The organism is Streptomyces eurythermus (assembly GCF_014649115.1).
GTDB classification, from domain to species: Bacteria; Actinomycetota; Actinomycetes; order Streptomycetales; family Streptomycetaceae; genus Streptomyces; species Streptomyces eurythermus.
In genome coordinates this window covers 25790-39850 of sequence record NZ_BMSK01000032.1, presented here as the reverse complement: position 1 = coordinate 39850, position 14061 = coordinate 25790, and the positions used below count along the sequence as shown (strand labels likewise).

At 70.0% G+C, this 14061-nt stretch carries 15 protein-coding genes; 8 read left to right on the top strand and 7 right to left on the bottom strand.

All coding sequences use genetic code 11. The features are described 5' to 3' along the window. Nucleotides 1–66: 66 nt before the first annotated feature. Nucleotides 67–933, bottom strand: a complete 867-nt coding sequence (gene panB / locus IE251_RS38160) for a 3-methyl-2-oxobutanoate hydroxymethyltransferase (RefSeq protein WP_030791320.1) — start codon at nt 931–933, stop codon at nt 67–69. A 191-nt stretch (nt 934–1124) separates the two neighbouring features. Between panB and IE251_RS38155 the strand changes: the two genes are divergently transcribed. The 4 genes from IE251_RS38155 to IE251_RS38140 all read left to right on the top strand — a co-directional run bounded on the left by IE251_RS38155 (nt 1125) and on the right by IE251_RS38140 (nt 6131). Beyond that, nucleotides 1125–2711 carry an MFS transporter gene (locus IE251_RS38155; RefSeq protein ID WP_189757536.1) on the top strand — a complete coding sequence of 529 codons (1587 nt, stop codon included), beginning with the start codon at nt 1125–1127 and terminating at the stop codon, nt 2709–2711. Nucleotides 2712–2954: 243 nt separating this feature from the next. After that, on the top strand, nt 2955–3584 hold the full coding sequence (locus IE251_RS38150) for a TetR/AcrR family transcriptional regulator (RefSeq protein ID WP_030791326.1): 630 nt from the start codon (nt 2955–2957) through the stop codon (nt 3582–3584). A 186-nt stretch (nt 3585–3770) separates the two neighbouring features. Then, entirely contained in the window at nt 3771–4820 is a 1050-nt protein-coding gene (locus IE251_RS38145; RefSeq protein ID WP_189757535.1) for an endonuclease/exonuclease/phosphatase family protein, read from the top strand. A gap of 93 nt (nt 4821–4913) precedes the next feature. Next, entirely contained in the window at nt 4914–6131 is a 1218-nt protein-coding gene (locus IE251_RS38140) for an MFS transporter (protein ID WP_189757534.1), read from the top strand. On the opposite strand, the gene IE251_RS38135 is transcribed toward IE251_RS38140, so the two are convergent. Beyond that, on the bottom strand, nt 6118–6423 hold the full coding sequence (locus IE251_RS38135; protein ID WP_189757533.1) for a hypothetical protein: 306 nt from the start codon (nt 6421–6423) through the stop codon (nt 6118–6120). The two genes, IE251_RS38140 and IE251_RS38135, sit on opposite strands and share 14 nt — an antisense overlap. A gap of 588 nt (nt 6424–7011) precedes the next feature. Here IE251_RS38135 and IE251_RS38130 point away from each other — a divergent pair. Next, nucleotides 7012–7662: a nucleotidyltransferase domain-containing protein gene (locus IE251_RS38130; RefSeq protein WP_189757532.1), complete on the top strand. Its 651-nt coding sequence runs from the start codon at nt 7012–7014 to the stop codon at nt 7660–7662. 220 nt (nt 7663–7882) lie between these two features. Here IE251_RS38130 and IE251_RS38125 read toward each other — a convergent pair whose 3' ends face one another. The 3 genes from IE251_RS38125 to IE251_RS38115 form a co-directional block, all read right to left on the bottom strand. After that, on the bottom strand, nt 7883–8422 hold the full coding sequence (locus IE251_RS38125; RefSeq protein WP_189757531.1) for an NUDIX domain-containing protein: 540 nt from the start codon (nt 8420–8422) through the stop codon (nt 7883–7885). Nucleotides 8423–8876: 454 nt separating this feature from the next. Next, the gene (locus tag IE251_RS38120; RefSeq protein ID WP_189757530.1) at nt 8877–9239 is read right to left on the bottom strand and encodes an ATP-binding protein; all 363 of its coding nucleotides are present in this window, start codon (nt 9237–9239) and stop codon (nt 8877–8879) included. Further along, on the bottom strand, nt 9236–9451 hold the full coding sequence (locus IE251_RS38115; RefSeq protein ID WP_189757529.1) for a hypothetical protein: 216 nt from the start codon (nt 9449–9451) through the stop codon (nt 9236–9238). Before IE251_RS38115 ends, IE251_RS38120 begins: the two co-directional genes overlap by 4 nt. Nucleotides 9452–9572: 121 nt before the next feature. Here IE251_RS38115 and IE251_RS38110 point away from each other — a divergent pair, with 121 nt between their 5' ends. From IE251_RS38110 to IE251_RS38100, 3 genes are all read left to right on the top strand, one after another. Continuing rightward, nucleotides 9573–10424 carry a helix-turn-helix domain-containing protein gene (locus IE251_RS38110; RefSeq protein ID WP_189757528.1) on the top strand — a complete coding sequence of 284 codons (852 nt, stop codon included), beginning with the start codon at nt 9573–9575 and terminating at the stop codon, nt 10422–10424. Continuing rightward, nucleotides 10396–10677, top strand: coding sequence for a DUF397 domain-containing protein (locus IE251_RS38105; RefSeq protein ID WP_189757527.1), 282 nt, complete (start codon nt 10396–10398; stop codon nt 10675–10677). The genes IE251_RS38110 and IE251_RS38105 overlap by 29 nt, the downstream gene beginning before the upstream one ends. Before the next feature lie 298 nt (nt 10678–10975). Further along, nucleotides 10976–11527: a hypothetical protein gene (locus tag IE251_RS38100; protein WP_189757526.1), complete on the top strand. Its 552-nt coding sequence runs from the start codon at nt 10976–10978 to the stop codon at nt 11525–11527. A 49-nt stretch (nt 11528–11576) separates the two neighbouring features. Here IE251_RS38100 and IE251_RS38095 read toward each other — a convergent pair whose 3' ends face one another. Together IE251_RS38095 and IE251_RS38090 are read right to left on the bottom strand one after the other, a co-directional pair. Next, nucleotides 11577–11759 carry a hypothetical protein gene (locus IE251_RS38095; RefSeq protein ID WP_189757525.1) on the bottom strand — a complete coding sequence of 61 codons (183 nt, stop codon included), beginning with the start codon at nt 11757–11759 and terminating at the stop codon, nt 11577–11579. 231 nt (nt 11760–11990) lie between these two features. Continuing rightward, nucleotides 11991–13934, bottom strand: coding sequence for a S53 family peptidase (locus IE251_RS38090; protein WP_189757524.1), 1944 nt, complete (start codon nt 13932–13934; stop codon nt 11991–11993). Nucleotides 13935–14061 lie beyond the last annotated feature (127 nt).

Genomic DNA, 14061 nt, shown 5'->3' with positions numbered 1-14061 from the left:
GGCCGGAAAAGGGACAGCCCGCCGACGGGGGAAGATCGACGGGCCGTCCGGTGGTGCCGCGGTGGACTAGTGGACGGAGTGCTCCTCCGCCGGGAACGCGCCGCCGACCACGTCCTCGGCGAACGCCTTGGCCGCGCCGGTCATCACCTCGCGCAGATCCGCGTACTGCTTGACGAACTTCGGCACCCGGCCGGAGGTCAGGCCGAGCATGTCGGTCCACACCAGCACCTGCGCGTCCGTCTCCGGACCGGCGCCGATGCCGACCGTCGGGATGTGCAGCACCCGCGTGACCTCGGCCGCCAGCTCGGCCGGCACCAGCTCCAGGACCACCGCGAACGCGCCCGCGTCCTGCACGGACTTCGCGTCGCGCAGCAGCTGCTGGGCCGCCTCCTCGCCGCGGCCCTGCACGCGGTAGCCCATCGCGTTCACGGACTGCGGGGTCAGCCCGATGTGCGCCATGACCGGGATGCCGGACTCCACCAGCAGCCGGATCTGCTCGTGCGAGCGCTCGCCGCCCTCCAGCTTGACCGCGCCGACCCCGGCCTCCTTCACCAGCCGGGTCGCCGAGCGCAGCGCCTGCACCGGGCCCTCCTGGTACGAGCCGAAGGGGAGGTCGCCGACGATGAGGGAGCGCCGGGTGCCGCGTACCACGGCGGCCGACAGCATGGTCATCTCGTCGAGGGTGACGGGCACGGTGGTGTCGTACCCGAGGTGGCAGTTGCCCGCCGAGTCGCCGACCAGGATCACCGGGATCCCGGCCTCGTCGAAGACGGACGCGGTCATCGCGTCGTAGGCGGTGAGCATGGGCCACTTCTCGCCCCGCTCCTTGGCGAGGGCGATGTCGCGGACGGTGATGCGGCGGGTGCCCTTCCCCCCGTACAGCGCCTTGCTGCCGTCGGAGGGCTTCGTCTGGGCAGCCGAAAGCTGCGTCATTGCAACGGCTCCTTACGTCATCTCGAGGCGCCCTGACGGCGTCCCCGGACCGTCTCCATGGTGGCACCTCGTGCCAGTGGGGGCCAGAGGGGGGCCCGCCGATCCCCGGAACCCCGCTCACACGTAAGACCTTGGTAAAGAAAATTAGATACGAGACCGTTCCGTATCGAAAAGATCATAGGCTCGGACCCATGACAAGTCCCGTCCCTGCCTCCCGAATACCGGAAGCCGTACACCGGCGCCGCTGGGCCATCCTCGGCGTGCTGATGCTCGCCCTGCTGATCGTCGTCCTCGACAACTCGATCCTGAACGTCGCCATCAAGACGATCGCGACCCCGGCGCCCACCGGTCTCGGCGCCACCCAGAGCGAGATCGAGTGGGCGATCAACTCCTACACCCTCGTCTTCGCCGGCCTGCTGTTCACCGCCGGACTCGTCGGCGACCGGGTCGGCCGCAAGAAGGTGCTGCTCGCCGGCACCCTGGTCTTCGGCATCGGCTCCGCGCTCGCCGCCGAGTCCGGCACCCCGAACCAGCTGATCGCCTACCGCGCGGTGATGGCCCTCGGCGCCGCCTTCGTGATGCCCGCCACCCTGGCCGTCCTGATGAACGTCTTCGAGCGGCACGAGCAGCCCAAGGCCATCGGCATCTGGGCCGGCGGCGTCGGCCTCGCCATCGCCATCGGCCCGATCACCGGCGGCGCGCTGCTCGACCACTTCTGGTGGGGCTCGGTCTTCCTGATCAACGTGCCCATCGTGATCATCGCGCTGGTCCTGATGGCCTGGCTGGTGCCCGACTCCCGCGACCCCAGGCCCGGCCGCCTCGACCCCATCGGCGTCGTCCTGTCCGTCGTCGGCCTCGTCCTGCTGGTCTACGGCATCATCAAGGGCGGCGAGCTGGCCGACTTCACCGACCCGAAGGTGCTCGCGACGATCATCGCCGGCGTCGTCGTCCTGGCCGTGTTCGTCGTCTTCGAGAAGCGCACCGCGCACCCCTCGCTGGACGTCAGCTACTTCAGGAACAAGGTCTTCTCGGCCGCCATGAGCGCCATCGCGCTGGTCTTCTTCGCGCTGATGGGCGTCACGTTCTTCGGCGTCTTCTACACCCAGAGCGTGCGCGGCTACTCGCCGCTGGAGTCCGGTCTGCTGATGCTGCCGCTCGCCGTCGCCCAGCTGCTCTTCGCGCCGCGCGCCCGGCTGATCGTCGACCGCTTCGGCAACCGGGCCACCACCACCGGCGGCCTGCTGGTGATCGCCGCGACGCTGGCCGCGTTCGCCACCTTCGAGGCCGACACCCCGATCTGGCTGCTCGAGGTCGTCTTCTTCCTGATGGGCACCGGCATGGCGCACATCATGACCCCGACCTCGGTCGTGATCATGCAGGCGCTGCCCCGCGAGAAGGCCGGCTCCGCCTCCGCGCTGAGCAACACCTTCCGCCAGGTCGGCGGCGCCCTCGGCATCGCCGTCCTCGGCTCGGTCCTCGCCACCTCCTACCGCAACGGCATCGAGGACAAGCTCGGCGCGCTGCCGCCGAACCTGCGCGACACCGCCGCGGAGTCCATCGAGGCCACCCTCGGCATCGCCGAGAAGCTCGGCCCCCGGGGCGAGGCCCTGGTCACCCCCGCCAACGACGCGTTCCTGCACGCCATGCACGTCACCGCGCTGTGCGGCACGGGCGTGGCGCTGATCGGCGCCGTGGTGACGGCCCTGTTCCTGCCGGGCCGCACGCCCGCCGCGCCGCAGGGCGAGAAGGAGCAGGAGATGGTCGCCGCGATGGACTGAGGTCCGGACACGGCACCACGGGAGCGCGACGGACACTGGATCCGAAGGCACCAAGGGAAACACCGAGGGAAGTACGAACCATCCGCGCGCGGCCCACGGGGGAGACCGGGGGCCGGGCGCGGCACGACGGGGGAACCGGACCGGGCACGGCACCACGGCGGGCGCCGGGGCCGGGCGCGGTCCGACGGGGGGAGGAGGCCGCTGCGGGACAATCACCGCAGCACACCGAGAGGACGGAACGACGTGAGCCTTGCCGGCAGCCGGCCGCGACCGGACGCACCCGTGCGGGGCCGCCCGCGCAGCGAAGCCGCGGAGCGCGCCATCCTGGACGGGGTGATGAAGCTCCTGGAGGAGGGCGTGCCCCTCGCGGAGCTGTCCATCGAGCGGATCGCCCGCACCGCCGGGGTCGGCAAGGCCACCATCTACCGCCGCTGGAGCGGCAAGGAGGAACTGTTCATCGAGGTGGTCCGCGCGGCCGAGCCACCCGAGCCGGAACTCCCCGGCACCTCCATGCGCGACGACCTCCTCGTCCTGCTGGAGAACCTGCGCCAGCGCGGACTGGCCAGCCGCTCCTCACTCCTGCTGCACAACGTGCACGTCCAGATGAAGACCAACCCGAGGATCTGGGCCGCGTACCACGAGAACGTCATAGAGCCCCGGCGCCGGCTCGTCCTGGACGTGCTGCGCCGCGGTCAGCTCAACGGCGAACTGCGCGCGGACGTCGACGTGGACCTGGCGAACGACCTGTTCGTCGGACCGATCCTCGTCCGCTCCGTCATGCGCCCCGAGGCCGACCTGTGCGAGGACCTCGCGGAACAGGTCGTCGACTCGGTCCTGGCCGGCCTACGCCCCGTCAGCTCCACAGCCTCGTAGCGCTCGTGTGCGCGTTTCGTCACAGACCCCGCCCGTCCGGGGCCCGACCGGAACTCCCGCCACCGCATCGCACGTCCTCGTCTTCCGTACGGCCGTCACGGGACGGCGGAACGGAGCCGATCATCCCCTAGGGTCGGGGACTACGGGGGATGAACGGTGTGCACGGCAGGCAGTGAGGCAGACGGTATGGCGCAGCAGGCGTACATGACGGAGACGGCGGACGGCGGCTCGGGGCCCGAGCGACCGGGGTCCCGGCTCCGACGCCTGGCCCACCGGCTGTTCACCGGCTGGCGGGGCGATCCGCGCATCTGGCGCCGCGGCGTCGTCCTCACCGCGCTGGCCCTGCTGCTCGCCCTGGTGATGCTGGTGCACGCCCACATCCCCAACGCGGTGGGCAACCTCGGCAGCCTCACCGAGACCTTCCTGCCCTGGCTGGGCCTGGCCATCCCGGTGCTGCTGGTGCTCGGCGTGGTGCGCAAGTCGGCGATCGCGCTCATCGCCGTACTGCTGCCGGCGATCGTCTGGCTGAACCTCTTCGGCGGGCTGCTGACCGACAAGGCGGGCAGCGGCGGCGATCTCACGGTGGCCACCCACAACGTCAACGCCGACAACCCCGACCCGGCCGCCACCGCCACCGACGTGGCCGCCTCCGGCGCCGATCTGCTGGCCCTGGAGGAGCTGCCCGCCTCCGCCGTCCCCGTCTACGAGAAGGCGCTGACGTCCACGTACCGGCACCACGCGGTGGTGGGCACGGTCGGGCTGTGGAGCAAGTACCCGATGACCGACGTACGCGCCGTCGACATCAAGCTCGGCTGGAAGCGGGCGATGCGCGCCACCGTGGCGACCCCCGAGGGCCCGGTCGCGGTCTACGTCGCCCACCTGCCGTCCGTCCGGGTGAAGATCGAGGCCGGGTTCACCGCGCGACAGCGGGACAAGAGCGCCGACGCGCTCGGCGAGGCCATCGCCGACGAGCCCCTGCGCCGGGTGGTGCTGCTGGGCGACCTCAACGGCACCATGAACGACCGTTCGCTGAACGCCGTCACCTCCCAGCTGCGCTCCACGCAGGGCGCGGCGGGCAGCGGCTTCGGCTTCAGCTGGCCGGCGTCGTTCCCGATGGCCCGCATCGACCAGATCATGGTCCGGGGCGCGGAACCGGAGAGCAGCTGGACGCTGCCGCGCACCGACAGCGACCACTTGCCGGTGGCGGCCCGTGTGAAGCTGGACACAGGCTCGTAACCTGCTGGAATACCGACCCTGAGAGCGTTTGTTCGGCACGGGAACATACTGCGAAACTTTCCGTCCCCCCTTCTCCGCTCTGAAAGGTCCCTCATGCCCCTGGCCCTGCTCGCCCTAGCCGTGGGCGCCTTCGGCATCGGTACGACCGAGTTCGTGATGATGGGCCTGCTGCCCGATGTCGCGGACGACCTGCACATCTCGATCCCCTCCGCCGGACACCTGGTCTCGGCGTACGCGCTGGGCGTGGTCATCGGCGCCCCGCTGCTGGCCGCGCTCACGGCCCGCATGTCCCGCCGTACGGTGCTGATCGCGCTGATGGCCCTGTTCGTGGCGGGCAACGCGCTGTCCGCGTTCGCCCCCGGCAACGCCTCGCTGCTCGCGGCCCGCTTCCTCAGCGGACTGCCGCACGGCGCCTTCTTCGGCGTGGGCGCGGTGGTCGCCACGGCGATGGTCCCGCCGGAGCGCAAGGCCCGCTCGGTGTCCCTGATGTTCCTCGGCCTGACCGTCGCCAACATCGCGGGCGTCCCCGCCGCGACGCTCATGGGCCAGCACCTGGGCTGGCGGGCGACGTTCCTCGCGGTGAGCGCGATCGGCGTGGCCGCGATAGCGTCCCTGGCGCTGCTGATCCCGCGTGATCACGCCCCCGCCCCCGCGGCGGGCCTGCGCGGCGAACTGGCGGCCCTGCGTTCCCTGCCGGTCTGGCTGGCCCTCAGTACGACGGTCGCGGGCTTCGGCGCGCTGTTCGCGGCGTACAGCTACGTCACCCCGATGCTGACGGACACGGCGGGCTACGCGGAGACGAGCGTGACCCTGCTGCTGGCCCTGTTCGGCGTGGGCGCGACGGCGGGGAACCTGCTGGGCGGACGCCTGGCGGACCACTCCCTGCGGGCCACCCTGTTCGGCGGCCTCGCTTCCCTGACGCTGGTCCTGTTCCTGTTCCCCCTGCTGATGCGGGCGGAGTGGAGCGCGGCACTGGCGGTCACCCTGCTGGGCATGGCGGCGTTCGTCACCGGCTCCCCGCTGCAGCTGATGGTGATGGAGAAGGCGTCGGCGGCCCCGTCCCTCGCCTCCTCGGCCAACCAGGCGGCGTTCAACCTGGCCAACGCGGGTGGCGCGTGGCTCGGCGGCCTGGCCCTTTCGGCGGGCTTCGGTACGACGTCCCCCGCGCCGGCCGGTGCGCTGCTGGCGGTGCTGGGGCTGGGCGTGGCCGGGGTGGCGTACGGGGTGGACCGGCGGCGTGCGGTGGCGCATGGCGGGCGAGTGGTGGCCGCGCATGTGCCGTCGGCCGTGGAGACTCCTAGTCACCGATGAACCACAGGCACCCGCCGGGTGTCGTGGCGCATGCCTCCAGCATCTCGGCGAGATCGAGGAGCGCGGCCTCTTGGAAGGGGCTGGTGCACTTGTCCACCAGGGCGGCGATCTCGGGGAGGGCGGCCTGCGCGTCGCTCTCGGTGAACCGGGTGTCGCGGTAGGGGTCGATCTGCGAGAGCCGGCCCTGGCCCGGCGGGACGAGTGTGTCCAGTGCGAGCGCGAGGGTTTCTCCGTGCTCGTACGACCGCCGTACGACGGTGTTCCGCTGGCGCAGCTCCAGTTCGATGCCCATGTGTTCCTTCGGGTGCGTTTCTTTGTAGATACGTTTCTTGTGAAGTGGCCGTTGGGCCGCTCGCTTCTTGGTCAGTGTCGGGCTTCCGCGAGGTGAGTCAAGGGCGCTGCGCGTCGCCTTCGGCGATGGGCCTGCGGCCCACCCTTGACACACCTCGCTCCAGCCCGGGGTAGAAGCGAGCGAGCGGCCCGAAGGAACAGTGGCCCAGCCCGGTACCGGACCCATGGGCGACCTACGAGGCCCTGTCGGCAGGGGTGCGCGCCCGCGCCTCGCCAGCACGCCGGGCGGGCTAAGCGGCTTCCGGCCTGGTGGCGGGTGCGCGTCCTCGCCTCGCCAGCACGCCGGGCTGGCTAAGCGGCTTCCGGCCTGGTGGCGGGTGCGCGTTCGCGTCTCGCCCGCACGCCGGGTCGGCTTGGCGGCATACGGCCGGTGGGTGGGGGTGGGGAAGGGGGCTGCGGTGGTGGCGGTGATGGTGGCGCCGGTGGCGGAGATGGTGGCGGCGGTGAGGGGGGTTGTTTGTGGACAAGTATTCCAAAATGGCCCACCGGTCATAGCCCCGGCCTTGGGCTCCGCTGGTAGGTTGCCGCGGTGAGCGAGCAGCTGCCCAGCGGTGGCATCGAGGTGTCACCCGACGAGATCGACGCCCTCCAAGCCAGGTGGTCGTCCTGCTGGACCCCGAGTGAGGTCGCGCGGCGGCTGGCCGGGATCGGTACGCCTTGGTGCGTGGCCGCTGGGTGGGCGCTGGACCTGTTCCGGGGCGAGCAGACGCGCGCTCATGGAGACATCGAGATCGCGATCCCGGCCGCGACTTTTCCGGAGGTCCGCCGCCGCTTTCCCGGCTACGTCTTCGACGCGGTGGGCAGCGGCCGGATCTGGGAGGGTGCCCCGGCGGAGGCCCTGGCCGCCGTGCATCAGACATGGCTTCGCGATCCGGCCACGGGAAACTACCTGCTCGACGTGTTCCGCGAACCGCACGACGGTGACACCTGGGTCTGCCGGCGTGACGAGAGGATCCGGTTTCCCTATGGCGAGATCATCCACCGCACCCGGGACGGCATCCCGTACCTCGCACCCGAACTGGTCCTGCTGTTCAAGGCCAAGCATGCCCGGCGAAAGGATCAGGCGGACTTCGAGGCGACCGTCCCGCACATGACCGCCGCGCAGCGCGAGACCCTGGGCGAGCTGATCGCCCGTGTACACCCGGGACACCCCTGGGTGTCCGCCGCATCACTCGCCTGACCCGCCTGACTCTGACGAGCCACGGGAAACCGTGCCGCTTCCAGCAGAAAACCCGCCCCCGAGGATTCTGGGGGCGGGTTTTCGTGTCGAGCGCCGGGCAGGCCTTGCACCTGCATCTCCCCACAGGAAGTGGGGCGTCTTTCCTTGGACCACCAACGCACCGCCAGCGAGGCTTCGTTCACCCGCTTGCTTGTGATGATCATACCCCATCCATCGGCTGTCAGAGCCAGGTGTAGTTCTCGTCGGTGACGGCGGGCAGGGCGGCGTCGGTGACGGTGGCACGGGGATCGGGCAGGGCGGCGAGGGCGGGCCCGATGGGCGGGAAGACCGGCAGTTCGGCGGTCTTGCGGTAGTCGACCCATTCGATGACGCCGGTCTCGAGGCTCCCGTCGGGGAGTTCGTCGAGTTCGGTCTCGGCGAGGGTGGCGCGGAGTGCGGGGGTGATGTGGAGGCGGTAGACCAGGTGGAGCTTGCGCGGGGGCGGGGTGGGGCCGGGGCGGGTGACGCGCTGGTCGATGACCCACAGCAGGTCGCCGCCTTCGGCCTGGCCGATGTCGAGGTCGAGTTCCTCGGCGAGTTCCCGGGCGAGGGCCCGGCGGAGGTCTTCGCCGTGCTCGACGTTGCCGCCGGGCGGGGTGTAGTGGGTCGAGTCGGTGCGGTCGCGCCGGATGAGGGCCACGTCGTCACCGCAGAACACCAGGGCCCCGACCCGAATCTTGATCCGGGAGAACGGAACCGGTGTGGAGGCATTACCTGTCATGGCGGCCAGTATCGGCCCGCGCGGGGGGCGGGAGGGAGGCGGGAGCGCGGCAGACGTGACCACCCGGGTGATTTTGGAAAGGTATTCCCAAAACGAGACATGGGGCGTCAGGTCGTAAGACGACGTCCAAGCCGCCAATCCCACCCGGCGTGCTGGCGAGACGCGACCGCGCACACCCCACCGACCCGCAGGCCGCTTGGCCGACCCGGCGTGCAGGCGAGGCGCGGACGCGCATCCCCCGACCCACGATGCGTACGCAGCCGACGGTAGGGCCCGACCTGGTTCAGCCGGCCACTTTCCCCGGGCTGCCCGCTCGCTTCTAACCCGTGCTGGAGCGAGGTGTGTCAAGGGTGGGCCGCAGGCCCATCGGCGCAGCCGACGCGGAACGCGCCCTTGACTCACCTCGCGGAGGCACGACACTGACCAAGAAGCGGGCGGCCCCACGGCAACTTCTTCAGTGCCTCAGCTCACACCACACCGTCTTGCAGTCGGCCCCCTGCACCACCCCCCAGCACTCGGCCAACGCATCCACAAGCGCCAGACCCCGCCCCGACTCCTCCGACGCCGTCGCGGAGAGCAGAACGGGCAACGCGCGCGGATCAGGATCGGTCACCTCGATACGGGTACGGCCGCGATGGGGTGCCGTACCGATGACGCGCACGGTCACCGGCGTACCGTCGCCCAAGTGGTCGATGACATTCGTCAGCAACTCGGTAGCGCACAGCCGCACGTCGTACCCGTGGTCACGGAGCTGGTGACGGAGGACCGGCGCAGCCTTCGGCGTCGCCAGCAGCTGGAACTCCAGGGACGTGATCATTGGTCCACCGCCTTCCGCAGCGCGGCGGCGAGGGCCCGCGCCGTGGTCGTGTTGCAGTTCCCGAGCGAGACGAGCCCGGAGCTGTGCGAATCGGCGAAGCTCGGCAGGTCGACCTGGAGCGACGGAAGCGTGATGCCGTGCAGGGCGAGGGCGGCGCGTAGTTCCTCTACGCAGAGGGTGACGACGTAGGGCGCGGGGGAGTGGTCGGACATGTGGGGGCTGCAACCTTCTCTTCTGTGCAGTGTGTGACGAACGCCTCACAGAATGTCGCCGAGCTCGCTACCGTGAAAGGGGTTTCGCGTTCGCGATCACGGCAGCGGAAGAGGGTGAACGATGGCTCTCGGCAAGGACATCGACGGCTCGATCAGTGTCCCGGCCTTCTACGGCAAGGAGTTGCGGTGGAAGAGGGAGGCGGCAGGCCTGTCACTGGAAGCTTTCCTCCAGGGCAGCTTCTACGGCAAGAGCGACATCGAGCGAGGAGAGCGACGCATGCCCCTCGATTTGGCCCGGCACGCGGATCGGGTCCTGGGGACAGATGGTTTCTTCGAGCGACGTTGCGAGGACGTGCGGAAGGCGAGGAAGAGTAGTCACGCCGAGTACTTCGCAGATGTGCTTGAGTTGGAGAAGCACGCGCTGGAGTTCGAGGAGTGGGATCCGATGTTGATCCCCGGACCGCTTCAGTTGGAGCCGTACATCAGGGCCGTGGTCTTGTCTGCGTACCCCGCAGAGCCTGAGGAGAGGCTGGCGGTCAAGGTTGCTGATCGCCGCAGCCGCGCGTGGCTCTACGAGGACGAGGATTCACCCGAAAGCTGGATCATTCTGCATGAGGCGGTCCTGTTGCAGCCGATCCTTCCGCCAAACGAAATGGCCGAACAACTGGCCCACATCGCGCAAGTGCTTCGCCGGCGCAGGGCCTTTGCGCAACTTGTACCGCGGAAGTTGGGCGCACACCCGTTCATGATGGGTATGGCGAGGTTCATGACCTTTGCTGATGCGCCACCGGTCATGTACACCGAGGGCATGTACAGCGGTCAGTTGATCGACGACCCGGTGCTCGTGAAGCAGTACTCGAAGGCATACGGTCGTCTCAGGGCCGCTGCGCTGGATCCTGAGGCGTCCCTGAACCTCATTGAGCAAGCAGCTGAGGACTACCGAAATGGCAAGCAACCCCATGCACTTGAGTGACGCTCGCTGGTTCAAGAGCAGCCACAGCAACGAAAGCGGCGGCAACTGTGTCGAAGTGGCCGGCGACTTCCCCGGCGCCGCCCTCTGGCGCAAGTCGAGCTACAGCAACGGCGACGGCGGCCACTGCGTAGAGGTCGCCGACAACATCCCCGGCCTCGTCCCCGTCCGAGACTCCAAGCGCCCCGACGGCCCCACCCTCATCCTCCCCGCCACCGCCTGGACCCCCTTCATCACCGCACTCAAGTCGCAGTAGCGAGCGACACGGCGGCCCACGTGTCGCACACCGTCGTTTCCACGTCGCGGTCGGTAGTGTCCTGCCGTGATTTCCAAGGGACGGCACCAAGACGGCGATGTCGCGGCGGCTCTGGACAGGGCGAGGAGAGCGGGTTGCCAGGTGGTCCCGGACAAGAAGGGGCACCGATGGGGGTGGGTGGTGTGCTGCTCTTGCGGAGCGCGCCACATCGTCTCGGGCACCCCGAAGAATCCTGGCAACGAGGCAAAGCGCATTGACCGGTTCGTCCAGGGCCACCAGCACTGAAAGGGCCGTCGCCGTGTCCGAGTGGAGCTTCACCCTCCTGGTCAACCAGCCCCTCACCCGCGAGCAGGCCGATGCCTTCGACCACTGCGACGCCTTCGCGGATGGCTCGGTGTCCTACACGCTGGGCCCCGAGAACCCCGAGGACTACCCGCACCACCCGGACCCGGACAGGCTGCGGGAGCTGTCGTGTGACATCGAGGCCCCGACACTCCTGGACGCCGTCGCACAGGTGGCGCGCGACATCCGACTCATCCCGGGCCTGCGGGCGGTCGGTGTGCGTCACGACGACACTGTGACGTTGGAGGAGGCGGCCCAGCGCTGTGGACAGGAGCTGTTCAACCTGGCCCGGCGCCCCGGATTCCCGGAGCCGGAAGCCTCCTCCGGCGGAACGGAGTTCTACTCCTGGCGCGAGATCGCCGCATGGCTGACCCGCGCCGGCCACGACGTACCCGAAGAACCCCGTGACCTACTCATCGCCAACCGTGCCCTGCGGCTCGCCGACGCGCTGGAAGGTGCTGATGTACCGCCGGGCACCCTGCGCTCCCTCGGGCTGGTGAATGAGTGAGGCTAGTGAGGTTGTCCGGCTGAACGGCCGCCGCCTGAGCGGGGCAGAGTTACAGCGGCTCCCCGCAGCTGTGGCAGGTGGACTCGCCGTCCTCATAGATCATGCCGCAGCAGTACTTGGCGTCGCCGCCGGTCTCGTCGTCGCCCCACTCGCAGCCGAGCTCCTGATGGATGGACAGGCCCTGCGGGTAACCGAAGTCGATGTCACAGCTGGGGCAGACGTACGAGGTCACGAACTGAACCTTCCGAGAGGCGATCGAACCGTAGTAGCGCGGCTGCTCGGGGTCGCGAGGCCTGACAGCCACCCGGGGACGCCTTCGTCGAAGTAGTCGGGCAGCCCCAGCGGTCGCTCGCGCGGCCCACCATATTCCCGGCGGAAGCGGGTTGTCAGTCCTTCGTTCAGAGCGCCAGCGACGCGAAGGGGGCGTGAGGCAGAACCCCACGCCCCCAGCAGGTCTACACGCTTACCGCTTGCGGAACGACTGCACGTACCCGTTCGCCGGGGAACCGACGCCCGTCACGTCGTCGTAGCCCTTGACCGCCGACAGGGAGCTGTCGTGGCCGAGGACGCGGGCCGAGTACAGCAGACCCCCCGTCGCGTCGAGGCCGTTGGCGAAGTCGACGCGGGCCACCGCGAGACCGGAGCCCGTGGGGTTGTCCGTGACGTCGTGGTAGACGCCCCGCTTGCCGTACTTGGCGTAGATCGCGGGGTTGGCGAAGCCGAGGGGTGCGCCGCCGCGCGCCTCCTGGGCCAGGGCCTGGACCGCCGCGATGACCGGCGCCGCCAGCGACGTGCCGCCGATGCGGTACTCGTCGTACCGCTCCGTGCCGTCGGGGAAGGTCTGCGTCTGGCCGACCAGGAACCCGGTGTTCGGGTCGGCGATGGCCGCGATGTCGGGGACCACCCGGTTGCCGGCGGCGTTGTTCGCCTTGGCCAGGGAGTCGGGGACCACGCCCTTCTGGTAGTACGGCTGCGGAACCGTCTTGCTCGTGCCGCCGCCCGCACCGGAGGTGAACGCGCCGGGGAAGTTCTCCCACGTCTTGCCGTCGGCCGACAGCGAGGACTTCTCGGTGCCCCAGCCGGTCTCCCACAGGTACGTGTCGCCCTTGCCGACCGCCAGCGACGTACCGCCGACCGCCGTCACCCACGCCGAGTTGGCCGGGGTGTCGACCTGCTTCGTGCCGGTGTTGGCGACCTCGTCGCCGTTGTCGCCGGAGGAGAAGTAGAAGCCGATGCCCTGCACCGCGCCCAGCTGGAAGACCTGGTCGTACGCGGCGGCGAGGTCCGGCGTCTGGTTGGCCTCGATGTCGCCCCAGGAGTTGGAGACGATGTCGGCCAGGTGGTCGTCGACGATCTTGCCGAGGGAGTCCAGCAGGTCGTCGTCGTAGCAGGAGGCCGCGCCGACATACGTCACCTCGGCGTTCGGCGCCACCGCGTGGGCCGCCTCGACGTCGAGGGTCTCCTCGCCGTACCAGCCGGCCGCGCCGCACTCCTCGGTCTTGGTGTAGTTCTTCGGGAGGACCTGGTGGAGCTGCCCGGTCTTCCAGGGCGCGTCGCCGTTCTTCACGGCGTACCGCGCGGCGTCGTAGGCGATCGTCGGCGAGGCGTACGCGTCCGTGATCGCGATGCGCACCCCGCGGCCGGTGTACGTGCCCGCGCCGTACGCGGCGCGCAGCTGCCTGCCGGTGTAGCCCTTGACCGCGTACGGGATCTTCCCGCCGTAGGCGTCCGGGAGCGTCGTCGCGACGTTCGAGCCGTAGTACGAGGAGAACGGGCCGGAGTTCTTGAACACCGCGTCCGGGGGCGGCAGCTGGTCGGCGTGGCGCGCCTTGTGCGGGGCGTTGTCCAGGCCGGTGACCGTGAGGACGGCGCCCTTGAGGGAGGCGGGCGCGGAGGCCGTCGCGGCCGGGGCGCGGTAGGTCTTCGCGCCCTTGGCGAAATCGTGCAGCTGGGTGCCGAAGGCCCTCTCGGCGGCGGCTACGTCACCGGAGACGGCGACGTAGCGCGGGGTGACCTCGGTGACGGTCAGCCCGGCCGACGTCAGCCAGGACTTCACGGCGGCCACCTGGGCCTTGGTGGCGCCGAAGCGGGCCTGGGCCTGCTTGGCGCTCAGGTACTTGCCGTAGAGCGGGGAGGCGGGGTCGGACACCGCCTCGGCGTAGGCGGCGAGGCCGGCCGCGTCCCGGCCGGCCAGGTAGACGCGGGCCTTGACCGGGGCGCCGTCCGGGGTCGCGCCCTTGTCCGCCTTGGCCGTGGCCCACAGCGGCTTGGTGCCCTTCAGTACGGCACGTGCGGGGCTGTCGGCGGCGTGGGCCGCGGGTATGCCCAGCGCCAGCGCGCCGGCGATCAGCGGCAGTGTCGCCGCCATGCTCACACCGGCGCGCATGGTGGCGCGGTCGGATCTCATAGAACCCCCTGCGATGCGGTTCACCTGCATGTAGTGGCTGGTGGGGCCACTCTTGCGATGAACCGTTCATGCCAGGGGAACGGGGGAGTCAAGAGACGATCAAGCGGCGTTCAGGCGGGGCGATTTC

Bases quoted from the DNA above. Each gene is read 5' to 3' on its own strand.
- panB (WP_030791320.1), bottom strand. From the start codon at position 933: ATGACGCAGCTTTCGGCTGCCCAGACGAAGCCCTCCGACGGCAGCAAG.
- IE251_RS38155 (WP_189757536.1), top strand. From the start codon at position 1,125: ATGACAAGTCCCGTCCCTGCCTCCCGAATACCGGAAGCCGTACACCGG.
- IE251_RS38145 (WP_189757535.1), top strand. From the start codon at position 3,771: ATGGCGCAGCAGGCGTACATGACGGAGACGGCGGACGGCGGCTCGGGG.
- IE251_RS38140 (WP_189757534.1), top strand. From the start codon at position 4,914: ATGCCCCTGGCCCTGCTCGCCCTAGCCGTGGGCGCCTTCGGCATCGGT.
- IE251_RS38135 (WP_189757533.1), bottom strand. From the start codon at position 6,423: ATGGGCATCGAACTGGAGCTGCGCCAGCGGAACACCGTCGTACGGCGG.
- IE251_RS38125 (WP_189757531.1), bottom strand. From the start codon at position 8,422: ATGACAGGTAATGCCTCCACACCGGTTCCGTTCTCCCGGATCAAGATT.
- IE251_RS38120 (WP_189757530.1), bottom strand. From the start codon at position 9,239: ATGATCACGTCCCTGGAGTTCCAGCTGCTGGCGACGCCGAAGGCTGCG.
- IE251_RS38115 (WP_189757529.1), bottom strand. From the start codon at position 9,451: ATGTCCGACCACTCCCCCGCGCCCTACGTCGTCACCCTCTGCGTAGAG.
- IE251_RS38110 (WP_189757528.1), top strand. From the start codon at position 9,573: ATGGCTCTCGGCAAGGACATCGACGGCTCGATCAGTGTCCCGGCCTTC.
- IE251_RS38105 (WP_189757527.1), top strand. From the start codon at position 10,396: ATGGCAAGCAACCCCATGCACTTGAGTGACGCTCGCTGGTTCAAGAGC.
- IE251_RS38090 (WP_189757524.1), bottom strand. From the start codon at position 13,934: ATGAGATCCGACCGCGCCACCATGCGCGCCGGTGTGAGCATGGCGGCG.